The organism is Sulfurospirillum sp. E15m, assembly GCF_059415145.1.
Window position 1 is genome coordinate 130,131 of sequence record NZ_JCAHZS010000004.1, and the last position, 24,068, is coordinate 154,198.

At 37.1% G+C, this 24,068-nt stretch carries 15 protein-coding genes and 1 tRNA gene; 3 read left to right on the plus strand and 13 right to left on the minus strand.

The annotated features are described in order from the left end of the window. Positions 1-19: 19 nt before the first annotated feature. From AC5SLP_RS07490 to flgL, 9 genes are all read right to left on the minus strand, one after another. A complete protein-coding gene (locus AC5SLP_RS07490) occupies positions 20-3,043 on the minus strand; it encodes a molybdopterin-dependent oxidoreductase (RefSeq protein WP_495254534.1) in 3,024 nt (1,007 codons plus the stop codon). 2 nt (positions 3,044-3,045) lie between these two features. Continuing rightward, entirely contained in the window at positions 3,046-4,176 is a 1,131-nt protein-coding gene (gene nrfD / locus AC5SLP_RS07495; RefSeq protein WP_495254535.1) for an NrfD/PsrC family molybdoenzyme membrane anchor subunit, read from the minus strand. 1 nt (position 4,177) lies between these two features. Then, on the minus strand, positions 4,178-4,978 hold the full coding sequence (gene dsrO, locus AC5SLP_RS07500; RefSeq protein WP_495254536.1) for a sulfate reduction electron transfer complex DsrMKJOP subunit DsrO: 801 nt from the start codon (positions 4,976-4,978) through the stop codon (positions 4,178-4,180). Between the two features lie 67 nt (positions 4,979-5,045). Then, positions 5,046-6,707, minus strand: a complete 1,662-nt coding sequence (locus AC5SLP_RS07505) for an ATP-binding protein (protein WP_495254537.1) — start codon at positions 6,705-6,707, stop codon at positions 5,046-5,048. Next, positions 6,694-7,386, minus strand: coding sequence for a response regulator transcription factor (locus tag AC5SLP_RS07510; protein WP_495254538.1), 693 nt, complete (start codon positions 7,384-7,386; stop codon positions 6,694-6,696). The genes AC5SLP_RS07505 and AC5SLP_RS07510 overlap by 14 nt, the downstream gene beginning before the upstream one ends. Positions 7,387-7,391: 5 nt before the next feature. Continuing rightward, positions 7,392-7,886 carry an FKBP-type peptidyl-prolyl cis-trans isomerase gene (locus tag AC5SLP_RS07515; protein ID WP_495254539.1) on the minus strand — a complete coding sequence of 165 codons (495 nt, stop codon included), beginning with the start codon at positions 7,884-7,886 and terminating at the stop codon, positions 7,392-7,394. A gap of 58 nt (positions 7,887-7,944) precedes the next feature. Further along, positions 7,945-10,503, minus strand: a complete 2,559-nt coding sequence (gene acnB / locus AC5SLP_RS07520) for a bifunctional aconitate hydratase 2/2-methylisocitrate dehydratase (protein ID WP_495254540.1) — start codon at positions 10,501-10,503, stop codon at positions 7,945-7,947. Between the two features lie 22 nt (positions 10,504-10,525). Beyond that, positions 10,526-12,643 carry an FtsK/SpoIIIE family DNA translocase gene (locus AC5SLP_RS07525; RefSeq protein ID WP_495254607.1) on the minus strand — a complete coding sequence of 706 codons (2,118 nt, stop codon included), beginning with the start codon at positions 12,641-12,643 and terminating at the stop codon, positions 10,526-10,528. Positions 12,644-12,729: 86 nt separating this feature from the next. After that, positions 12,730-15,144, minus strand: a complete 2,415-nt coding sequence (flgL, locus tag AC5SLP_RS07530) for a flagellar hook-associated protein FlgL (RefSeq protein ID WP_495254541.1) — start codon at positions 15,142-15,144, stop codon at positions 12,730-12,732. A 165-nt stretch (positions 15,145-15,309) separates the two neighbouring features. Here flgL and AC5SLP_RS07535 point away from each other — a divergent pair, with 165 nt between their 5' ends. The 3 genes from AC5SLP_RS07535 (at position 15,310) to AC5SLP_RS07545 (ending at position 16,366) form a co-directional block, all read left to right on the plus strand. After that, the gene (locus AC5SLP_RS07535; RefSeq protein ID WP_037955478.1) at positions 15,310-15,588 is read left to right on the plus strand and encodes an HU family DNA-binding protein; all 279 of its coding nucleotides are present in this window, start codon (positions 15,310-15,312) and stop codon (positions 15,586-15,588) included. An 84-nt stretch (positions 15,589-15,672) separates the two neighbouring features. After that, a tRNA-Leu gene (locus AC5SLP_RS07540) sits at positions 15,673-15,757 on the plus strand. 156 nt (positions 15,758-15,913) lie between these two features. Next, complete coding sequence (locus AC5SLP_RS07545) at positions 15,914-16,366, plus strand: DUF805 domain-containing protein (protein WP_495254542.1); 453 nt, start codon at positions 15,914-15,916, stop codon at positions 16,364-16,366. Between the two features lie 45 nt (positions 16,367-16,411). On the opposite strand, the gene AC5SLP_RS07550 is transcribed toward AC5SLP_RS07545, so the two are convergent. The 4 genes from AC5SLP_RS07550 to mobF form a co-directional block, all read right to left on the minus strand. After that, on the minus strand, positions 16,412-17,977 hold the full coding sequence (locus AC5SLP_RS07550; protein WP_495254543.1) for a type IV secretion system DNA-binding domain-containing protein: 1,566 nt from the start codon (positions 17,975-17,977) through the stop codon (positions 16,412-16,414). Between the two features lies 1 nt (position 17,978). Then, positions 17,979-18,185 (minus strand): hypothetical protein, encoded by a 207-nt coding sequence (locus AC5SLP_RS07555; protein ID WP_495254544.1) that lies wholly within the window; start codon positions 18,183-18,185, stop codon positions 17,979-17,981. A 63-nt stretch (positions 18,186-18,248) separates the two neighbouring features. Further along, positions 18,249-18,596 carry a hypothetical protein gene (locus AC5SLP_RS07560; RefSeq protein WP_495254545.1) on the minus strand — a complete coding sequence of 116 codons (348 nt, stop codon included), beginning with the start codon at positions 18,594-18,596 and terminating at the stop codon, positions 18,249-18,251. Then, positions 18,596-23,914 (minus strand): MobF family relaxase, encoded by a 5,319-nt coding sequence (gene mobF / locus AC5SLP_RS07565; RefSeq protein ID WP_495254546.1) that lies wholly within the window; start codon positions 23,912-23,914, stop codon positions 18,596-18,598. The genes AC5SLP_RS07560 and mobF overlap by 1 nt, the downstream gene beginning before the upstream one ends. Between the last annotated feature and the right edge of the window lie 154 nt (positions 23,915-24,068).

A 24,068-nucleotide genomic window follows, 5' to 3' on the forward strand; every position in this document is an offset into this window, starting at 1 on the left:
GGTCTCTTTACTTGAAAAATTAGATTTTTTCAATATGTACAGGAATCGCTTGGCGTGCGTTAGAACCGATGACAAAATCACTCAGTGTTGGAGCATTAAGTCTGCTGATATCTCTAAGACCTAATTTATTGATATTCACACCACTGCGTCTTGCAATACGCCCTTCTTTGCGTTCATTATTGATTGTAACACTCAATGCACCCTCACCTTCTCTTCCACCACCGTGTTCGATACCCAAAGAGAGAGGATGAATGCCTTCTTTGACACGACACAATCCTTCAATCGTTCCATCAAGTGAACGAACACGCACCGCGTCTCCATGGCTTATACCATAACGTTTTGCTGTGATCGCATTGATATCGACATAAGTTGTATAGCGTGTATCGCGCAGAATTTCAACCGATGCACTTGCCGCTGAGAGGACATTGGATTTATAACTAAATGCCAACAAATCAAACTCTTTAGATGCCATATCGATAGGTTTGCCCGCATAAAGACGAGGTGCATAATATCGAGGAACACCACTGTATTGCTCGCCCGTTAAAGCGTTGTGCGTTAGAGCAACGGTTTGGTTATAAACCGCAATTGCTTTGGTATAAGATTTACTCATTTTATTGCCATCATACGCACTGGATTTATTGGCAAATCGTCCACCTCGACACATCACATAAGCGACTCTTTTCCAGTTTTCTTTGCAAATACGCTGAAGTGTCGGGATGTACTCACTTAGTCCAGCAATCGCAATTTCTTCATCGCTGGCTTCTGGTACAGGATTTTGCCCATCCATTGCTACGTTTTCAAATGCTCTTAGGTAGAAGTCTTCAGGTTTATCAAAATCAAATTTTGCAGTTGTTCCATTAATGGCATTTTTACCAAAACCACCCAACCCCAAAGCTTTTCCAAGTTCAATCATAAAACTATCCATAGAGATAGGTTCACCGTTTTTAAAAGAGGCATTCGGTGATTTTAAGATAGGATATCGTACATGCGTCGTTTTTGTAAGATGTCCAGCCCACGGAGCAAGCACACCCCATGTCTCATAGAGGACAGAGTCTGGCACAATATAATCTGCATAACGACTTGTTTCATTGATAAATGGATCAATGGCGACAAAAAGAGGAATCGCTGCTTTTGGGTCTTTGAGTAAAGGTATTAAATGCTCACTACCACTTTGTCCATAGATAAAATTAGAAGACCAACTAATAAGAGCTCCTAACTTATAAGGATAAGCATTCGCACTGCTTGTGATGATTTCAGATTCTAAAGCATTGGTAAAAGGAAACCATGCATCTTTTGCAGGGTATGGATTTTCGCCTTGTGCAATTTTTCGTTTAAATTCACTGCTCTTCTCATACGCTTTTCGCGCTCTATCAATACGTGTGCCAAAAGGTTTTTGTTTTCCAGCATAGGCTAAAAGATTGTAACATGAACCGTTAAAATCTTTAAATTTACCCCCTCCCGTACTCATGCCACCTTTATAGTTTAGATTTCCTACGAGTGCTCCTAGCATCATGATGGCATACGTGGTGTAAAAGCCCGTAGAATGCATTGTACCACCATGACAATCCACGCCGACGCTTCTTCCATAGGACGTAAATTCGCGGGCTAATTCAGTAATCGTTTTGGCATCGACACCGCTTTGTTGAGCATAAAAATCCAAAGAGTGCTCAAACACGGCCTCTTTTAAAAGAAGAAACGCACTTTTAACGGTGTAGGATGTGCCTTCTAAAAGCACATCGCCTTCAAATAAAATATCTGCTTCAAGAACGGTATTAGCATTTTTTAGCAATCCATCGGTTTTATCAATAACGAATGGAGTTTTATTTTGATCCAGAAGTATTTCGCCCTTTTTATCACCGTTTTGAATGACAAGATGCGATGCATTGGTAAAACTATAATCATTCAATACTTTTTGAGATGCTTCGCTTGGTATAGAGAGATACTGTTTTAAATAGCGTTCTTCTTCGATAATCACACGCATCATTCCCATGACAAGTGCTAAATCTCCCGATGGTTTAATTGGTAACCAACGTGAACGATCAGCCGTTGCGATAGAATCACTGTTTGTAAGAATAGGCGTGACCACCACATAACGTAAAGCTTGTTCACTACGTCCTTTTGCCAAGAGCTTTGCTTGACGTTTAAATGGATTGCCTGCTTGTGCTGGAGCGGTTGCAATACTGAGTAAAAACTCACAATGTTCAAAGTCAGGTTTCATATGCGGGTATGCTACAAAATCATCCAAATACGCTGCTTCACCTGCTCGCATAGAAAGACCACAAATAGATGTGTGTCCCATAAAATTCACCGTACCAAAGCTTTGAACAAAACGATGTACCATGTAGTTCTGTCGTCCTTCATCTGCCGTACCGATAACACACAATTTATTTGCCAAAGGGCCATAATCTGGATTTTGTTCATCAATCAACGTTTTGGTATCGGCATACGTTTTGAGTCCATCCACATGCCCTTCACCAAACAAATCCCCTCCTTCAACCACTTCTTTAATGAGCTGTTCAACGGAAATACTGACCCATTTATCTTCACCCCGTTTTCCTGCACGTTTTAGCGGTGATGTCACCCGGAACGGATCTTTGAGCTTTTCATAGACCAAGTTGCCACGAGAGCAAGCGGTAGAGCGCATATCAAGTCCATTTTCATTCCACGCAGACGTCAATTTAAAGCTTTCTTGCAAAGGCGTTTTATAAGGAAGCCAAGGGTCACTGGAGAGAAGACTGTATGGGTTTCCGAAAACACGTACAACATCACCGCTTTTCGTATCAATCTTAACACGAACAGAACAGTGGGTTGTACATCCATTACAAACACTTGGTTGTACTATAAAACCGCTCTCATGCGTTATTGCACCGTCTCTTTGCGTTACTTCAGTTGAGGCAGCATTTCCATAAATAGAATCTGCAGCTTTTTCACCTCTTCGTGTCATTGTAACAGCATGCTTTAACGTATCATTGTACCCGACTATCGCAGCGCCACTGGCTACAATACTGGTTCCTATAAGAAATTTTCTGCGAGATTGTTCCATAATTAACACTCCTCTTTTGTTACATAATAATTTGCCATCTCTTTATCCCAAGGGAAAACAACCATCACTAACGCAATTAACGCAATTAAGAGGCTCCAGTTAGAGACGACGGAAAAGATGCTATCAGGACCTGTGATATGAGGATGGTACTCCAAGAAAAAAGGTGTTGTTTTTCCAATGCTTTGTCCGCCAAGAACGGTATTCCATCTAAAAATCCAAACACCAACTGCCGAAAGGACACCGGCAAATAAAACCCATTTAAAAGAGCGTGCAAAATAGTTTGTAAAGCCTATTGCCATCGGAATGAAAAGACAAATCACATAATCTATAATCAACACTTCCCAAAAGTTTTCTCCAAAGAAGAGTTTGAGTGCGTATTTTTCTTCACCGTTAAACGTAATAGCAAAGGTCAGCCAAAAAAAGCGAATCACAAGGTCTATCACGATAAACCAAGATAAAAGCCTTGCTAAGCGTTGCATCATGCCATAATCAATACGTTTAAAATCTGTAAAAAACTTTTGAAAAATAGGCAATAAAATAATCAATAATCCAGTACCCGAAACCATCGCAGAAGCTAAAAATAAAATAGGCATGAGCGGTGTATGAAACAGAGGAATAGCATGCACAGCTCCTAAAATATAGCCTGTGTATCCGTGAACGCTTAACGCCAAAGGAATACCAATCGCCCCTAATGTTGCACCTAACTGATGGTCTTTTTCTTCTTGCTCTTTAGTTCTCACCACATTTTTTGAGGCACTAAAATAAGGACGATACAACACAATAGCTTCTGCTAAAATAAGCAGTGGATAAGCAATCAAAAGCAACACACCCCATTTCATAGGCGATGTTGGAAAGTTTTCCCATCCATAGAAGAAGAAGTTTATAATTCGTCCCGGTTGGCGTAAATCATCAATGAGATTCATCGGTGCCGCAACGAGTAAAACAAATGCCAATAGTAATGAAAAACCTGCAATTGGTTTATACTCTTTCATCCCAAAAACGTGCGCAAAACTTGAAATAATAAATGCTGCGGCTGAACTTCCCGTGAACCAAAAATAGTTCGGTATATCAATTCCCCAAGGTCTATCGGGCGTGATCGAATTGATTGTATGTAATAATGATCCAAAATCCATCTTATACTCCTTTGCTTGACCATTCTTTAGCAGGCAAGCCATCAATTTTACGTGCTAAATCATCTAAAATACCGTTTGAATACGGCAACGATTGGATTTCTCCACTGAGTGCGATATAAAAAATACGTGGTTTTGTACCGCTAGAAGGTTTAAGTACGGTTGTTGGAAACGTTGCAATGAGTTTTGAAACATGAGAGTGCGGATCATTTAAGTCACCAAAAACACGTGCACCTCCTACGCAACTTTCAACACAAGCGGGAAGTAATCCATGATCAACACGATGAGCGCATAATGTACATTTGTCAGCAACATTGGTGATGGGATTGAAGTAACGTTTATCGTACGGACACGCATTAATGCAGTACCCACATCCCCAGCAGATTTCACTATCAACAACGACGATACCGTCTTTTCGAGCAAAAGTTGCTCCCGTAGGGCAAACACTGACACACGATGGTTCGGCGCAGTGATTACACAATTGCGGTAAAAATGCTTTGCGTACAGTGGGGTAAGAACCTAATTCATACTCGGGTACATAGGTTCTAAATTTCTCTTTAGGTACTTTGTTTTCGCTTTTACACGCACTGGTACAGGCTTGGCAACCAACGCATTTGCGTAGGTCAATTACCATACCAAAGCGTTTACCTTCTTGCCCTATATAGCGAGTATCATTTGTTTCGCGACCAGGGTTAGTGAGGCTAAAAGCGTTAGCTTGAGGCGCAACTAACGCGGCGGCCCCTAGAAGAGTTGTTGTTTTTTTTACAAAATCCCTTCTGTCTAATTTTGGCTTTTTTTCGTGCATAAGAACTCCTTTTTGCTAATTCCAAAAAGAATCTTAACAATGAGTAGGGAGAAATTAGAGAGAAAGATTAAAGTGTTATTTCAAAAAGAGCGCCTTTTTGAGTGTTGAAAGCTTTGAGTGTTCCATTGGCATTTTTTTCAATAATCGTTTTACTCATATAAAGACCTATACCCGTACCGCTTTTGGCATGTTTGGTACTGACATAAGGTTCAAATATCTTTTCAATAGGCTCTAATGCGATGCCGCCGCCATTATCTTCGATGCTAATCAATGCTTTTTCATTTTTACATGTAATTGTAATATGAATCATTGGTTCATCGATATGCCTTTCTAATAAAATATCTTTGGCATTACTGATTATATTTAAAATTGCTTGTGCAAATTGACTAGGATATCCAAACACCTCGCAACGGTTTTGTTCCTCAACAATAAGTTTAATATGATGATTTTTAAGCGCAGGGTCAATAAGCGCAATGGCTTTTGAAAGTGCATCGTTAATGCAATAAAGCTCTTTTTGATTATCTGAAGCAAAGAAATTGCGAAAATCGTCAATGGTTTTTGACATGTATGCAATGAGCCCTTCAGAGCGGTTGATACGGTCTTCAAAAATCGTACTGTTTAATTTTTGTTTTTCCCAGAGCATTTGTAAATTAATCAGCGTCGCCCCCAATTCAGTGAGCGGTTGTCGCCATTGATGCGCGATGTTTCCTATCATTTCTCCCATACTTGCAAGACGACTTTGATGCATCAAAATTTGCTCATTCTCCATGCGACGTTGAATCTCTTGATTGACACGGTCTTCGAGTGTATGATTAAGATGTCTTAGACTCGCTTCACTCTCTTCAAGACGTCTGATGAGGACATTAAAGCCATAATTTAAAATAATTAATAAAACACCCATGATACTGAGTGCAAGAAAAAAAGCCTCGTAAATAGCATCCAGAAGCTTTTGCTGTTGGTCGCTAATATCTTGAAAGAAGAGCAGTTGTGCTAAATTGTCGCCAATCATGCCTTCTAACTCAATAACATGCGTAATATACGTACTTTTGCGATTTTGTGAAATAACACCGTCTTTTAAACTGATACCAGATAAGGCTTCATCCTGTGGTGCAAAGCTCTCACCTTTAAAGAGAATGTAGCCTTTAAGTCCTGAAAACTCTTCGACTTCATTGAGAAAAAATTCTGGAGCAATGGCAAATTCCAACATTCCGATAATATTTTGATTGACATAGACGGGAACGACAATATGATATGCTGCATAGTGTTTTGAGAAGAAAAAGCCAAACTGCGCTTCACGAGGAATGATGCCTTTTTCACTAATTTCGCTGTGTTTAGGCTCTTTCCCTAAATAGGCAATCAGTGTACGTGTCTCATCATAAAAGCGAATGCCTAATAAAAAAGGGTTTTCTTGCTTGAGGACTTTCCAACGAAAACTTGAAAGACCTGTGAGTTGCTCGACATCTTTGTGCAAAAGGGCATCTTTAATACCATAGGAATCTAAGTTAGCATAAGCACGATTGAGGTAAAAAGCACTTGTTCTTTGCAAGGTTGTTGCGTAGAGGCTATGAATTTGTAACGCATAATCTTTACGAGATTTCTCGATGGATTCTTTAACATCAAGGTAACGCATCCAGCCAAAAATCGTCGTCATTGCCATAAAGAGCATCAAAACAAAAATCATTGTTTTGGTTTTCGTCGAAGGCGAAAGAATCGTTTTAGTGGATAGCAAGCTTATAGCCTATACCAAACGTATTTTCGATAATATCGCTGGGAAGTTTTTTACGTAACTCTTTGATTAACGCTTTTAATGCCTCTTTACTTCCGCCATCCCCTGCCCAAATGGCTTCTTCTAACTCATCGTAAGAGATAATGCGGTTTTTTTGTCGTAAAAAGTATTCAAACAGTAACCGTTCTTTTTTCGTTAAAGGATAGTGCTCATTTCCTACCAAGACAGCACACTCATCAGGGTCATAAAAGATGTCATTACTGACTTTGATTAAATTGCCCTCACCCCATTCATACATCCATGTTGCACAGGTTTTAAGTGCTCCTAAAAAGCTCTCTTTTGAAAAAGGTTTGAGCAGATATTTACAGATATTAAGTTCAATGGATTGTAGAAAATAATTTTGTTCGGCATAAGCACTCATAATAATCACAGGAACTCTTTTATGTGATGCTCGTATCTTTTTCAATAGTTCCAAGCCATTGCATTTTGGCATACAAATATCGAGTAATAAAACATCAGGATTGTGTTCAAAAAAAAGCTCTAACGCTTCTTCTCCGTTGGATGTTTGAATGACTTTGTCAAAAAAAAGCTCTAACGTTTGAGCAACGCTATGGCGTAAACTCTCTTCGTCTTCTGCGTATAAAATCGTTAAATGTTCAAATAAACTCAGTGTATTATTCATTGGTTTTATAAAGAGGAGTCATTGGCTTGTATGGTATGGTGCAACCTTTCTTCAATTTCATCCGCCGTTGCTTCACGTAAGCCAATAACCGTTGCGTCAAAAAGAATGGTGATACCAGCAAGAGGGTGATTGGCATCTAAAACGACTCTATCTTCTTGAATATCTGAAACAGTATAAACGAGCATAACCTCTTCTTCTTCGTCTTCACTAAAAACCATTTCGACTTGCTGACCAACTTCAAGATCATCTTCAAACATACTACGATCTTGTATTAAAACAAGGCTACTGCGATATTCTCCAAATGCTTCTTTGGGCAAAAGTTGCAAATGAATGCTATCACCGATACTTTTACCTTCTAGCTCTTTTTCAATTTTTTTAAAAATTTCATTATATCCACCATGCAGATATATAAGTGGCTGTGAACCACTATCAAGAAGTGTGTTATTCGTATCGAAAACAGTATAGTCTAGCGTCACGACGCAATTTTTATGAATAGTCAAAGAAATCCTTACATGTAAAAGAAAAAGCCACCCTCAATTTTGGGTGGCTTGAGATGTATTAGTTAGCTAATTCGTAATTTTCAATGAGATTGAAATTGAGATATTTGTAGACTTTATCGGTTTTACCCGCCAATTTTTTAGGAACTAAACTCATGTACTCTTCAACACTTGGAAGTCTGCCTAAAAGAGCACAAAGTGCTGCTAATTCTGCACTACCAAGATAGACTTTAGCATTTGGTCCCATACGATTGTCAAAGTTACGTGTGGACGTTGAAAATACCACAGCTCCTTCTTTTACGTTGGCTTGGTTACCCATACATAAAGAACATCCAGGAATTTCAATACGCGCACCTGCACTGCCAAAGAGTGAATAATACCCCTCTTCTGTGAGTTGGTTTTTATCCATTTTGGTTGGTGGTGCAATCCAAAGGGTAGTTGGCACTTTCCCTTCGCCTTGCAATACTTCACCAAGGGCGCGATAATGTCCAATATTGGTCATACAACTGCCTACAAAGACTTCGTCGATCTTTTTAGGACGATTATCATCTGCTAAAACTTCGCTGAGTGTTGCAACATCATCTGGATCATTTGGGCATGCTAAAATTGGCTCTTTAATCTCATTGAGGTTAATTTCAATGACTTCTGCATATTGCGCGTTGGCATCGGCTTTGAGAAGATTGGGTTTAGCAATCCATGCTTTCATTTTATCAGCACGTCGTTGCAATGTTTTCGCATCTTGATAGCCTGCTTTAATCATGGATTCTAAGAGCGTAATGTTTGATTTGAGGTATTCAACAACTGGCTCAACATCCAAGGCTACCGTACATGCAGCAGCACTGCGTTCAGCAGAGGCGTCACTGAGTTCAAATGCTTGTTCGACTTTGAGTTTTGGAAGGCCTTCAATCTCTAAAATACGCCCTGCAAAGATATTCTTTTTATTCTTTTTAGGAACCGTTAAAAGGCCTTTTTTAATCGCGTAATAAGGAATAGCATTCACTAAATCACGCAATGTGATACCAGGCTGTAATTCGCCACTAAAACGAACTAAAACAGATTCAGGCATGTTTAATGGCATACTTCCCGTAACCGCTGCAAATGCAACCAATCCTGAACCAGCAGGAAAAGAGATACCAATTGGAAAACGTGTATGACTATCGCCACCGGTTCCAACCGTATCGGGTAAAACCATACGATTAAGCCATGAGTGAATAACACCGTCCCCTGCTCTTAAGCTCACGCCTGAACGAGAGGTAATGAACGCTGGCAATGTGTGTTGAAGCTTAACATCGCTTGGCTTTGGATATGCCGCTGTATGACAGAAACTTTGCATAACAAGATCAGCACTAAAACCAAGCGCAGCAAGCTCTTTAATTTCATCTCTGGTCATTGGACCGGTTGTATCTTGTGAGCCAACGGTCAGTGTTTGAGGTTCGACGTACATACCAGCACGAACACCTTCAACACCACATGCACGACCTACCATTTTTTGAGCGAGGGAATAACCAACGCCTTTTTGTTCGCTTGGTTGTTCAGGTTTTGCAAAAATGTTCTCTGCTCCCATTCCTAAACTTGCACGTGCTTTGGTTGTCAAACCACGACCAATAATCAAAGGAATACGTCCGCCTGCACGGTATTCATCCGCAAGTGTATTTGGAGCTAGTTTAAAGGTTGCAATGACTTTACCCGCTTTTTCAATTTTTCCCGCTAATGGATAAACATCAATAATATCACCTGTCTCTAAACCTTCAACATTCACCTCAATCGGTAATGCGCCGCTATCTTCTGCGGTGTTAAAAAAGATTGGTGCAATGGTAGAACCTAAGACGAGGCCGCCTGTTTTTTTATTGGGCACATGAGGAATGTCTCGTCCCATCCACCATTGAATGGAGTTAATACCAGATTTACGACTGCTTCCAGTTCCTACAACATCACCCACATAAGCAACTTCGTAGCCTTTTGCAATCAATTCTTTAATTTTATCGGTTGAGCCAGGAAGGCGTTTCACAAGCATGGCATTAGCATGCAACGGAATATCACTTCTTGTAAATGCTTCGCTAGCAGGACTTAAGTCATCGGTATTGGTTTCACCTGCTACTTTTAAAACAGCAACCGTAATTTTTTCAGCAATAGTAGGTTTTGATGTAAACCATTCAGCGTTAGCCCATGAAAGCATGACTTCTTTAGCATAAGCATTCGTTTTGGCAAGCCCTTCAATGTCATTAAATGAGCTATAAACAAGGACAGTATGTTTTAAAGCATTACAGGCAGCGCGTGCAATATCAGCATCTTTCGAACTTAATGCATCAACCAGTGGTTGAACATTGTACCCACCAAACATGGTACCTAAAAGCTCTACAGCATAAACAGGGCTAATCGCTTTACATGTAACTTTTTTCTGTGCGACATCGTTTAAAAAAGCTGCCTTGACATATGCGGCTTCATCAACACCCGGTGGTACACGGTCTGCTAATAGGGATTTCAAAAACGTTTGATCACCCTCTTCTTTTTTTAACAATTCTACAACTTGAGCTGTTTTTTTAGCATCAAGTGGTAAAGGAGGAACACCTAATTTTGCTCTTTCATTCACTTCAGCTGTATAGCTTTCAAAAAAATCCATTGTGACTGACTCCTTGATATAGTTAATTAACGATAATTTCGCGCTGACCTTTCGCATTTTGAGAAGAAAGGATGCCCATCGCCTCAAGTTGCTCTACAATCGTTGCAGCTCTATTATAGCCAATATTTAATCTTCTTTGAATATAAGAAATAGAGCTCTTTCTTTCATTAAGGACAATGGCTTTTGCATCTTCAAAAAGCTCATCTAATTCACCACTTTCTTTGGCTCCAGAACTAGCCGAATACCCCTCATCACTCTCCTTTAAAAAACTCTCATCATAAACGACAGGACGCTGTTTTTTCAGGTATTCAACGACTTTATCAATCTCATCTTCACTGGTATATGGAGCATGTAAACGAATGAGTCCTGAGGTGCCTGGAGGGGTAAAAAGCATATCGCCGTTTCCAAGCAATGAATCCGCTCCCATAGCATCTAAAATGACTTTTGAGTCGATTTTTTGCCCTACTTTAAAACTAATGCGTGAAGGTAAGTTTGCTTTAATAAGACCCGTAACAACATCAACAGAAGGCCTTTGTGTCGCTACAACGATGTGAATTCCACTGGCGCGTGCCATTTGAGCTAAACGAGCGATGTAAAATTCTACATCTTTCCCACTGGTCATCATGAGGTCTGCTAACTCATCAATAATAATCACAATATACGGCAATGGTTCTACACCAATGGCTTTGGCTTTTTCATTATAATTTTCAATATTTTTCGTTTTTGAGCGACTCATAATTTGATAGCGTCGTTCCATTTCGCTGACCATATTAGCAAGCGCAATAATTGCTTGCTTAGGTTTAGTAATAACGGGAGTTAAAAGATGAGGAATATCGTTATAAATTGAAAATTCAAGCATCTTAGGATCAATCATTAAAAAACGCAATGTATCGGGAGAATTGCGATATAACAGGGAAAGTAACATGGCGTTGATACCGACACTTTTACCACTACCCGTTGTTCCTGCAATCAATAAATGCGGTAATTTTTTAAGGTCAGTTACAAACGCATTGCCAACAATATCTTTTCCAAGAGCAATAGTAAGCGGTGATGATGACTTTTTGTAAATATCACTTTCAAGAATCTCTTTAAGATAAATAGTTTCAATTTTTTGGTTTGGCACTTCAATACCTACAACATCTTTCCCTGGAACGGGTGCTTGAATACGAATCGTTTTAGCTTTTAATGCCATGGCAAGGTCATCTTGTAAGGTCAAAATACGTGAAACTTTTACATGAGGTGCTGGTTTGAATTCAAAAGTTGTAACCACCGGACCTGAATAGGTACGTACTACGTCACCTTCAATTTTAAAGCGTCTGAGTTTTTCTAAAAGGTCTTGAATTTTTTGGTCGATTTCACTCTCATTAACATGAACAGCTTTTGCAGGAGGATTGGCTAAAAAAGTCAAGGGTGGCAATTTAAAATCTTTTGGCTTATCGACCTCTCCTTGGTCAATTTCTGAGAGAAGTTTTTTATTCTCTTCCACTTCACTGAGTATTTCAACTTTTTTGGCACTTTTGAGTCGAACAAGCGCTTTTTTAGGTTCTGTTTCCGCTGTTTCTTCTTGCGTAATTTCAAAAACCTCTTCTTGGAGGGTTGCTTCACTCTCTTCTTCAAGTTTAATGCGCTCTTTTAATGACAGTTCTTTCTCTTTTGGAATTACGGGACGTTCTGTAGTAACTTCTTCGCTCTCTTGCGCTTTATACTCTTTAATATTGGTTTTTGTAAATGTAGGTTTAATCCATGTTAGAAAATCACTAATACTTGATTCTACAAGCAGCGTCATTGAAAGTAAAAAGATGGCAATAATAAAAATCCATACACCCATAATGCCGATGAAGCCGATCAATAAATCAACAATTGAATGACCCAATGAACCACTAAAAGCATTACTGACTAAAATAGATTGTGCCATTAAAATGGCAAAAATTAAGATTAAAGAGGCGACACTAACACCCAAGCGACGTTCTGTAATCTTACTTTCTTTATAGAGTGTAAACGCTGGTAAAATCAACACAAATGGATAAAAAAATGAAAAATATCCAAATAAATGTTGATTTGAATGACCCAAATACGCGCCAAATTTTCCTACAACAGATGCATCTGGTAAAATAGTTGCAACACCTAAAAAAAGAACAATAGCAATAAAAATAATAAAAAATGTCTCTTTTAAGATAACAAATCCTTTACATGTAAATAATCTAGTATTGGTATTATAACAGATTATTACATGTAATTTAAAAGAGACATCGAACTAATCTTCGTAATAGATGAAAGCATAGCTTGATATGATTCACTCAATTGTGTGAATGTTAAATACGCTTCGGCAGGGTCAGCACCGATAATATCTGCTTGAACGGTTTTGACATTTACTGTTAGAGTATCGACTCTATCTTTTGCATCAGTAAGTGCATTTGTGTACGCACCAATTTGTGTATGCGCTTTTTCAACATGGTCTGCAATGTGGTCAATCGTAGAAATAGCATTTTGAATTCCCATATTGCGTGGGTCATCGGCGGTTGAACTCATATTAAAGGTTCCTGAACGTACTGCTTCAATCATTTCATCCAATTGTGCAAACATATCGATACTTGGGTTTGAAATAGTAACCGAGTCGTTTGCCATAAACGAGAGAGATGCGCTGGTCGTACCGCTATAATCATTTGCATTGTTATCGTACATTGAAAATTCTATTTTTGATTTTGATGCAGTTCTATCCATAATATTCATACGACCGTCTTGGTCCATAGTCACTTCAACGCTATTTGCGGCAGTTTTTACAGCATAATTGTATTCCTCAAACGCAGTACTTGCCGCAGGAACACCTGTGGTTGGTAATGTGCCAGAAGTGAGCATACTGACAACATCATTCAGCTGTTTATAGGTAACATTATCTGCACTGGTCGCATTGCCATTGCCATCTAAAATAGAGAATGTCTCATTAGCATCTGTTGTATCGCCATCGCCGTTTAAATCAATAGAAACGGTACTTCCTGCATTACTAAGATTAATGGTTGCGGTATTGCTATTGCCATTTTTGTCTGTGAAATCAAGTGAAAACGACGTTCCATTTAGTGTAGAAACACCAGCGACTTCACTAAGCTTTGTAGAATCCGTGGCGTACGTATTGGTTGATTTGACTACTTGAGAAACATTGCTTTGTAATTCATTACCATCTTTTTCAAAACCACGTTGTGTATAATTGATAGCATCAGGAATGCTAAAGGCCGATACTGCAGTATTTGTTGCATCTCGGGCAACTAAAGTGGTGTTGAGCGTATTGGTTGGATCACTGGCTATCATTTGTCCATTTTCAATGCGAACAGAGCCTGCCGTTAGACCATTTTCTGTTTCAATGGCACTCATTAAATCTTGGACCGTTGTTGTTGCTGTTACATTGAGTGTTGTACCACCAATCACTATATTATCGACATTAGAAGGAAGGACGTCACTTAAGAGTGTACTTGCCGTTGCCGTTGTCCCACTGCTATTCTCCAGTGGATAACCAATACGATATGTCCCACTGTTGTTAATATCTGCACGAGAAGCAATGGTCGATGCAGAATTAATTGTGGTGTAGTTGCTCGCATTAAAGGCAATGATGTCTACATTTGGATTTGCTATCAAATCATTAATATTATTTTGGTCTGCATTTCCTGATGTTCCAGCTGCGGCAGAGCGATCAACGGCAGCAAAAAGATTCATTTCTAAAGTTTGATGACCTGTTGTTAAATCTTTAACTTCAATTTGTCCATAATCATTCATACTGACATCAACTTTTTGATTGGTTGATGTATTGCCATAGGCTTGTCCAATACTTTCAAGTAAATCTGAGACGGAAGAGCTTGAACTCATCGTAATTTTGGTTGAGAACGTATTGCCATCAGTGTTTCTGCCTGAAAGGTAAAACACAGAATTAGGGTCATTGCTTGTAGTACTGTCAGTATCTCCTACCATATCACGAATGGTATCGTCGGCTGAAAGATAGACTTCACTTGCAGTAGAATTGGTTCCCGCATTGTTCATTATATCTGGGTGTAAGTCTGTTTGATTATACATCACAACATTAGTAGATACAACTCTATTATAGTCGCTATCTGACCCAAGAAATAATGACTGCCCATCTATATTATAAGGAAGTTCGACACCAGAACCTAATAACGATGTAAGACTTTCACCATTTCCATTATAGGTACCATCATCGCTAATAGGTTTTTGAGAGAGCGCGGAACCTGAAAAAAGAAATTGTCCATTAATAGAGGTATTTGCAAGACTTTTCATCTGGTCACGTAGTGATTGAAGTTCATTTGCAAGCGCTTGTAAACTTGTGGATGAATTTGATGTATTTGCTGCTTGTAATAACTTAGTTTTAAATTTATCCAAGTCCGATGTAAAATCATTGAGTGTTGTATCAGTGTTCTTCGCAAAAGATTGTGCTTTAGAACTACTTTCAGAAGCTTGGGTTAAAGTTCCTATTTCAGAATTAAGACGCATCGAATCAACATAGACGCCAGTATCTTGATAACTGTTCTGTATCTTCAGTCCCGAAGCTAGTTGTTGATTGACATCGTACAGCTTTTGTGAAGAGGATTGATAATTACGTAGGGATGTGTTAAATAAAAGCGAATTTGTAACTCTCATGATTAACTCCATTTTTTTCTTATAAAAGAAGCAAGCAAATTTGGTTCCTTGTGCAAAATATCGTCTTTTTCGGTATATTCTTTAACTTTTTAAAAAATATTATTGTCTTTTTTTAAAAAAAATTGTACAATCCTCACACAAACACTTTATATTAAGGAATGGGCAATGAAAAAAGCGGAATTCATCCAAGCAGTCTCTGAGAAAGCAGGTCTTTCTAAAAAAGATAGTCAAAAAGCTGTTGATGCGGCTTTAGAAGCAATCAGCGAAGCTTTAGTTGCTGGTAAAGATGTAAGCTTCATCGGATTTGGTACATTTAGTACTGCGACAAGAGCTGCAAGAAAAGCTAGAGTCCCTGGTACAAACAGAGTTGTTGATGTAGCAAAAACAACAGCAGTAAAATTTAAAGTTGGTAAAAAACTTAAAGACGCTGTAGCAAAAGCTTAATTTTAAACTTCTAAAGCTTAAACATTTCAGTTTTACTGATGTTTAAGCTTTTTTTATTTATACTTCCACCTCAATAAAAATTATGCCTGAGTGGTGAAATTGGTAGACGCGCTAGACTCAAAATCTAGTATGGAAACATATGCCGGTTCGAGTCCGGCCTCAGGTACCACCCCTTTAAATCGAGCTTTCAAAGCATTTTAGCCCATTCTTTAAGTTAAGTATTAATCTTCTTTTTTACTACAATTTTACTACAACTGTTCCATGATATATTATGTTATAATCTTTTCATCATTCAAATTGCCTTTATTGTCAAGGAGATATTACTATGATTCGATATTCTAAAATTTATTTGACTTCCTGGCTAAATATATTGAATATCTGGGGTCGCGCAACAAGGAGGGATACCGTTGTCTTTGCCATAGGGACATGTATTCTTTTTTTAACATATGCTCTTGGTTCATATTATTTACAAAAATTTGCTGGTATTGATATTGTAAATTTTAATTCAAAAAAAGAATTTTCTATCTTTGGAATCATCAGGCATATAAAAGTTATTGATATACCAATGTTCTTGTTTTTAATATGCTGCTTAACTTTAAGCGTTCGAAGGTTTCACGATACTGGCCAAAGCGGTTTCATATGGTTCATGTATTTTGTCCCTGTCATAGGACAATTATCTTTGTTCTTTGATCTTTTTATAGCTCGTAGCAATTCAGCGTGTGATGACGATATAAAGAACAATCGCTTTGCCAAATATCCATATCAATTCAAGTACTAATTGATAATTAAGTAGCTACTGACATTATCGGTAGCTACTTTTCTTCTATGATTTTCGTTGGTAAAATTTTGCAATATTATCGCTCTGGATAAAAGGCTCGTTTTTATTTTTTAAATCAAGTTTTGGGGTATACCCCTTGTAAAGCAGTTTCTTTCCTGGTAAAAATGTGATATGTTCAAATTTTTGTGCCAACGATTGAAACATACTTTTGTTTAACAGACTTGACTCCTCTGTTGCATAATCCTTGCTATCAAATCTATCGGAATGTTTGTCCTTGAATTGCTCCTTTTTATAGCGGACAATACCTATGGTATTATTGATTTTATCCAAAGTATATTCATCGATCCCTTGAAACAGGAACCAATATCTGGCAGAATTCAGTATTCGTTGTGTTAAACCATTTGCAGAGTGATTCTCTGGGAAAAATTGAACACCTGGTAACAAAGCACCTCCTTTGCTTCTGATGCCTGTATGTAACCCCTCTAAGGTATCATCATCCATGTTTCGTGCAAATGTCAGATACTCGTCCAATGCAAAAAGTGTGAAAGATTCTTTCTGATCTTCTTGACTTAACATCACTGATGTAAAAGCAGCAATGAATGCTGAAAAGAAAGGTGTTAATTTTGATTTTTGATCTTCTCTTGCGAGCAGAAATAACCGACATTTTTTATGTTTCAAGTAATTGTTAATTGTAAATGTAGGACTTCCGTTTTGGATACAAAAATTCATATAGTCTAAAAATTCAAAAGAAAGTTTCATGGTGCTAACAATATCTGCTTCACTGGTGCGGCTTTGAGTTTGTGGAGCCTCAAAATATTCTTTGAGAGACTTGATAAAAAGATCAAATTTTTCTTTAGCTGATAGAAGAGGATTATTGAATTGAATATGGTTGAACAATTGCATGTATCGATCTTGCGAACCTGCGCTAAAAAAGTCTTTTTGATCGCCTGCAATAGCGTTAAAAAGGTTTATCATAAAAACACCAATTACAAAGGGACTGGTTTCCGCTTCTTCAAACGGATTCCACATATGACTTCTTGCATCAAATGGGTTCAGAATGATGTCTTTATGTTGTCGATAGTGCTTTTGCACAAAATCACCTTTGTTCGTATAAGCCAATATTCTTTCAAATATATTTTGCGAAATAATTGAATGATAAAATTCTGTCTTACCACTTCCCATGCCTCCAAAAACTATACCTCCACCTTGTGTTAGATCGTAAGCGGTGATATAGCAATCGAAATCGCTATACATCTTTGTATAGCTAAAAAATTTAAAACGCTTCTTTACACTCAAATCAAATCGAAATTGATCCAGAAACAAATTTCCTTTCTTAAGCGCATTTTTGACTATAAAAGAAGATGTCCACCTATTACCTTCGGTTTGACCGAAAAAGTTTGGATAGCTACCCATTGCTGAAGAGCGATAGAAAAATATTCTATCGTTTACAATCCTAAACTCTTTAATGAAAAGGTGCCAGATAATATATTCAGTGAATGATAGAGCAATAAATAGTATTGCTGAATTTATTGTGGTTTCGTTTTGTATTTGGTGTGCGACAAAACCATTAATGACAATAGCGCTAAAAAAAACTATGGTTCCAGTCTTCATTTTATCTCCTAATAGTAAGGTTTTGGTTTTGCGTGTTGTTTAAATATTTAAGCAGCACATTTTTATGTGACCCTATAGGTGCTTTGTTTCGCAGTTCATGCGTTTGTTCCTCTTCCTGTTCTTCCTCATCGATTTTTGGTTTTGATTCCTTTTCATTTTCCCCACCAAACAACAACTTGGCTATTAACTTAAAAAAACTTATAATCATTTGCTCATCCTTTTTGTATTATTTTATATATTTTTTTATAAAAAATAAAAAATACTCGATTGCTTATTTTTGAAGCAAAATTCGATCAAATCGAATCTGATCTATATTTAGTATCTCGACAAAGATCTTAAATGCTTGTTGATCACCTTGCGTGTGTACATGTGTATCAATAAGGGTATCCATGATAGTCTGTACCTCTTGAGCAGGCTGATTCAAGATAAAGGCTGGCATACGGTAAAAAGTCAATTTAAAGTCATTTTTTTTCTTAAACAATCCAACTCGTTTAACCTTTTTTGAGTCTTTTTGAAACTCAATGGCATTGATAGAAAGCAATAAAGACGTACAATCCTCATGAATACACTGTCCAGATACGACCACAAGGCTTTCCATATATTTAAAAACGCCTAACATCATTTGCTCCTTTTTTGTTTTCGTTCTAATCTATGTTCATTGTTTTGTTGTTGATGGTTTTCTGAGTTTTTTTGAATTAAAATATTTCGAGACGCTTCTTGTTGTTGAGATGCTTCTATTGTGATTTGCTTTAAACGCTCCTTGAGCTGAATCTGATTTTTTGTAAGATCATTAATGTCAGCTTTATTTTCGTGCGCTTTGTATTCAATTTTTTTGTATGTTTGGATCTTAGCTTCAGTAACAATGTCATCTAAAAATTTTTCACCGGCTTTATCGTTCTGATTAAAAAAATGTATGTCTTTGTAATTATTTGATGAGAGCAAATTTACAATTTTTTTATAATTTCCAACGCCGTTAGCGATGATTACATCACTAGATTTTAAAATACCTTGATCGAACGCTGCTGCATAGTCCATTTTTGATTCGAAGACTGCTACTGTCTCACAATTATTTGACACGTATGTGATGTCTTTTGAACCAAAACTCTGCGTTTTCATGACGGAACCATCTTTCCTGGTAATAGGTTGAAAAAAATGAATATCAGCACCTATACCCGTAAGCTGTTTTAGGTCTACTTTTGATTGATCACCAGTTAAAACGCCGATTCCTCGATTTTGGAAAACCTTTCCATCGTGTGTTTTGAATTCACCAGTAATTTCATAAAAATTTTCAGGGATTGCCGATATCCCTCTTGAGGCAAGATAGGCCCTCGCCTCAAGGCTAAATTCATTAATTGTTTTGGCTGATATGACTCTAGAGCTCGTGTCGTGCTGTGTTTGTTTTTCTATGTTACTTTGTCGGCGATGTTCAATTGATTCTTTGATCTCTTCACTTAATCGTGCATTGTTTGTATGCTTTTTACCTGATATCTCATCGATTCTTTCTTGTAAATGATTTCTGCAATTTGTGTTGGCCAGACAAAAATCGAGTGCATTTTTATAGTCCATTTGCGTGATTTCCATCACTATATTTTCAACTGTCCCCGATAGTCCAGATCCAAAATCCTTTAATTTCCATTCTCCCGAGCGATCTAAATACATGTTACAACTCGCTGTTCTTTCTTCATTTCTTAGTTTGAAAAAATATCTATTGTGATTCTGTTTATATTCAATGCCCAGGGCATCAAGCACTGGCGCTGGATCTTGTAAAGCTAATTCATTTTTGGTTCTCTGTTTTAAGTCTAGTACTTCTTGATCTGAGAGCTTTTCAAATTCGAGCTGTCTTTGCGGAAATTGAATACTTTCTTCAACGCTAAAAGATAGATCTTCATAATGTTCTACTGCATCGAATTTTAATTCATTGCGTTCATTTAATAAAATATCAGTACTGTATACATGTGCATTAGTATTAATTTCATTGACTGAAATTTTTATATCATTAGCATTAATCGCGCTTTTTTTGTAATCGTAAATTTTAGATTGATCATATTCTCTGAAGTCAGCTATGGTTATATCCACATTCATCATAATCGGATTGCCGTAGCGTTTTATGGTGTCATTTTTTGATATGCCTAATACTTCCAAATTTTGTATGGTTATAAAACCGTTATTTTTAAAATTTTCAATTATTGCCCAGCATTTAAAATCCGTCTTTTTATCAAAACAAAACGATTCTAGTTCTATTTGTCCGATCGTATAACCCAAGATTTCTATATTCTTTTTACCTTCAAATAGAGAACCATCAATATTTGTTTTTTTAAGATCAAGGTAGGATAGAAATTCATTATTTTCGATCTTAGCCAGGGCGATTTCAATAGCTTCTTTTTGTCGCTGCAATCCATTTATTTGATAGCCATCATCTTGGATAAAAAGATTGTTACGCGCTTCATTTACTTTATCGAGACGATCACCCAATACTGTGGAAAGTACCTTATAGGCAGCTTCTTTTTTTAATCTGTAATGTTTATTTTCTCGCTGCCTCGCGATATATTGTGCACGTAGCTCTTTTAATTGTTCTCTTGCTGCAGCATATGTTGACGCAATCATAAGATTTTTACACTCTTTATCCTCGAAATGGTTCAAATATTTGTAAAGTTTTTTAACCTCGACTTGTTGATAAGGCAATATTGTATGAGATTCGATTTCTCGCCATTGTTCTAATTTTTCGATATCCTCAAATGTAGAGAAATTTACAATCTCAATATCTTGGGGAAAATTATCAATGTCGTTATTGTTGGCTTCCAAGGTAATTAATAAGTCTTTTTCATCTTTCAATTCTAATGCATCGATGATAGCTTTTATGCTAATTTTTGATAACGCATTATTATTTATATGGTGACACAGCTTTTCTGCATTACTTGATTCCTTTGATTTTTTTTCTGTTTTTATTTTTGTCTCAAGAAGTTTTAAAATTTTTGATTTCAACTCCGGATTTTTTTCAAAATCGAAGCCCCTAACAGATATTTGATGTATCTGCGTCTTAAAAATTGAATAATCAATACCTAACTGCTTTAGTTCTCGAGATGAAAATTCAAAATTCTTTTTTGCTTTGATAATTGCTTCATCGTAGTGCTTATTTGCTTCAATTGCTTCAATTGCTTTGATTCGCTTGATCTTTTTTTCGATTTTGATTTGATTTTTTTTAGAATTTAAAATTTTTACAAGTTCATATTTTGCTGTTTTACTGATCTCGGTATCATCTATTTTGCCGCTTTTAAATTTAGCGTCATTGATTTCAAATGCATTTTCTTTTTCTGTAGAAAATTTAAATAGATCAATCAATTTTCGTTTGTCGTTAGAATATAGCTTTATTGAACTCTTCGCTCTTGAAACAAAAACATATGCGCTTTTTAAATTATTCATCATCACATTCGCGTCGGCATATATATGCACGTTCTCTAATGTTTGCCCCTGACTTTTATGCGCAGTTAGTGCATGTGCTGCCGAGAAAAAAGGAAATTCTTTTACATTAAATGTTCTTTCTTCTTGACCCATGATAATGGTTATTTGATCATCTTTTATTTTTTTAATTACAGCAATAGTGCCGTTTTCAACGTTTAAAGTTTTATTTTTTCTTTCAAAAACAATTCTTTCTCCAGTAGAAAAATTGCAGGTTTTTGATTTAAAGATTTCCCAATTATTAGCATTCGCGGTAATAGATAGCCATTTAGGTTGTTTATTGGTTGGATCTTGGATTTTAACCTTGTTATTTTTGTAATCAACATCCAAGATTCTCAATTGACTATATTGTAGGATATTTGCCATTTTTCTGGTATTTACTAACGTCATTCCGGGCTTATATGCAGCTGATATAAATTTATCTACCGTATCGTTAATATTCAAACGCGAGAGCATATTCATCGATTGATCATTCTTATCAATCAATCCTCTTACCTGGAGCTCATTGTGAGCTAAAGAGTTCAACAATGCACGTTCTTCATTGGTATTTACCAACATTGCGCTATTCGTCGCCTGCTCAATATCATCGACATAGTTCTTGATAATATCTTTTGCATTTTTAGACATATCTTCATTGATCACCAGATGATTAATGCTGTCGAGTTTCTCAAAACCCAATTCAATGTTACCGATCTTAAACGCTTCTACTATTGCTTTTGTTTCAATATTTTTTTGACGCAATGACTTATCTAAAAACGCAAATCGAACTAATTGATGTTCTTGCAGTTTATTAAACATAGAACCGGCCTGAATTGCATCCAACTGTTTGGAATCACCTACAAGCACAATCCGTGAATTTTCATTTTCGATTTTTTGAATAAGTTTTGATAATTTTTTGGTGCCAAGCATAGACGACTCATCGACAATGTAGACTCTTTCTTTGTCGGATTTTGGTAGTTTTTTTTGCAAAAAGCCATCAATCGTAAAACTCGAAATAGAGCCCTCTTTTTCCAATGTCTTTGCAGCGAGATTAGTGGGCGCAAGCCCAACAATCTCGATGTTTTTGCCTCGCGAGCGCGCGAGTGCGAGCGAGGCACTGACTGCCGCTACAACTCCTGATGTTTTTGCACTACCGGCATCGCCTTGAATGCCAATAAAACGATCTTGTGAATTTAATATGAGAGAAACTGCTGATTTTTGGCCATCGTTGAGTTCATATTTTCCTTCGGCCCTGAATTCATTTAAAAAATGATTGATATCATTTTGATTAAGGATTGCAGAGCATCTATTCTTGCATACATCAGCAAAAGCTAAAATATGATTTTCAGCGTTGACTATTTCTTGAGTTGTGGTTTTGAATTGATTAATACTAATAAGCGATTTATTTTCTGTAATCGCACTTTGAATTTCTTCCAGGTTAAAATGAGCTTCGGCCAATTTGAGAGATTCGTGGAGTACTTCTTCTTTTGAAAAAATAGCTTTATGATCGCTAATCGTATTGATTGCTTTCTCAACAATTTCTTCCTTAGTTAATAGTATCGTTTTTTTATCTTGGTTTTGTATTTGTTGAATGGATCCAATGATACTTTCTTTTGTTTGGTTTAATTCAGACAGTTCCTTTTCCCATAATTTCATAATCTCTTCTCGAGATTCAGTACCTTTGATCTCACGCTTGAGCGCAGCTTCTTCACGTAATTCTTTTCTATCTCGCGACGGATAGATCTGGCATAAACGTTCAAATTCAATTTCAATTTCTTGGCTACGTTTTGAAAAAGAAGTAATTATATTCAGAGGAATTTCCTGAATATGTGCCTCATAGTTTCCACCTTCGTTTCGCTTGAATTCTACTTCATAGCCCAATTTTGTTAATTCAATCGCCAAAGTATTATGGTAGATCTGGGTTAGAAGCTTTTGGTTTTTATAGATCATATCAGGTTCAAGTGCATAGGCTTGTCCTTTATGATATGCAATGTTGCTCAAAACATTATGCGTATGGATATCCGGATCTTTTGCACGCGTAGTGTGATGTTTAAATTGAGCTACGGCAATACCTTCGGCTTTAACTAATTCTCTTTTTTTTGAGATAGGATTTGTGACTCTGACAAACGACAAATTGTCTTGTATAAATTCAAGCACTTTTTGATTTGCGATATCGTGAATTTTTTCTAGCTCTTTTTTCTCACATATCTCACTAAGGATTGACAGCTCTTTGGGTGCCGAGTTTGTGATATCAAATCCGGATCTCATCTCACCGCTTACAGTATCACGTAATACTTTATAACCGTGAGCGTTCTGCTGTCTGATCATATTTTGAAAATCAGACGCTTTAACAGTCGCATCTTGCTCATATTCAAGTGTGGAGACACCTCGTCCAAACCATTTTGACTCTGAAGCATCTCTGTCCCAGTAGCTACCTTTTCTTTGATCAATGTAATATGATGCGGCCTGAGATACCGTAAGAGCTTTGCTCATGGTTGTCATTTTTTTACTCCTGTATTTTCAATCGCATCATCAAAAATTGTAAATTTTTGATTCGCTCTTTAAATTTGAGCAAAGCTCAAATTTGCTCACCCTTTGGGTTCGTTAATTTGTACACACGACACGCCCTGCCGGCGGCATTAATTTTGCTCCGAAA

Bases quoted from the DNA above. Each gene is read 5' to 3' on its own strand.
- AC5SLP_RS07535 (WP_037955478.1), top strand. From the start codon at position 15,310: ATGAAAAAAGCGGAATTCATCCAAGCAGTCTCTGAGAAAGCAGGTCTT.
- flgL (WP_495254541.1), bottom strand. From the start codon at position 15,144: ATGAGAGTTACAAATTCGCTTTTATTTAACACATCCCTACGTAATTAT.
- mobF (WP_495254546.1), bottom strand. From the start codon at position 23,914: ATGACAACCATGAGCAAAGCTCTTACGGTATCTCAGGCCGCATCATAT.
- acnB (WP_495254540.1), bottom strand. From the start codon at position 10,503: ATGGATTTTTTTGAAAGCTATACAGCTGAAGTGAATGAAAGAGCAAAA.
- AC5SLP_RS07560 (WP_495254545.1), bottom strand. From the start codon at position 18,596: ATGTTAGGCGTTTTTAAATATATGGAAAGCCTTGTGGTCGTATCTGGA.
- AC5SLP_RS07550 (WP_495254543.1), bottom strand. From the start codon at position 17,977: ATGAAGACTGGAACCATAGTTTTTTTTAGCGCTATTGTCATTAATGGT.
- dsrO (WP_495254536.1), bottom strand. From the start codon at position 4,978: ATGCACGAAAAAAAGCCAAAATTAGACAGAAGGGATTTTGTAAAAAAA.
- AC5SLP_RS07545 (WP_495254542.1), top strand. From the start codon at position 15,914: ATGATTCGATATTCTAAAATTTATTTGACTTCCTGGCTAAATATATTG.
- AC5SLP_RS07555 (WP_495254544.1), bottom strand. From the start codon at position 18,185: ATGATTATAAGTTTTTTTAAGTTAATAGCCAAGTTGTTGTTTGGTGGG.
- nrfD (WP_495254535.1), bottom strand. From the start codon at position 4,176: ATGGATTTTGGATCATTATTACATACAATCAATTCGATCACGCCCGAT.
- AC5SLP_RS07510 (WP_495254538.1), bottom strand. From the start codon at position 7,386: ATGAATAATACACTGAGTTTATTTGAACATTTAACGATTTTATACGCA.
- AC5SLP_RS07490 (WP_495254534.1), bottom strand. From the start codon at position 3,043: ATGGAACAATCTCGCAGAAAATTTCTTATAGGAACCAGTATTGTAGCC.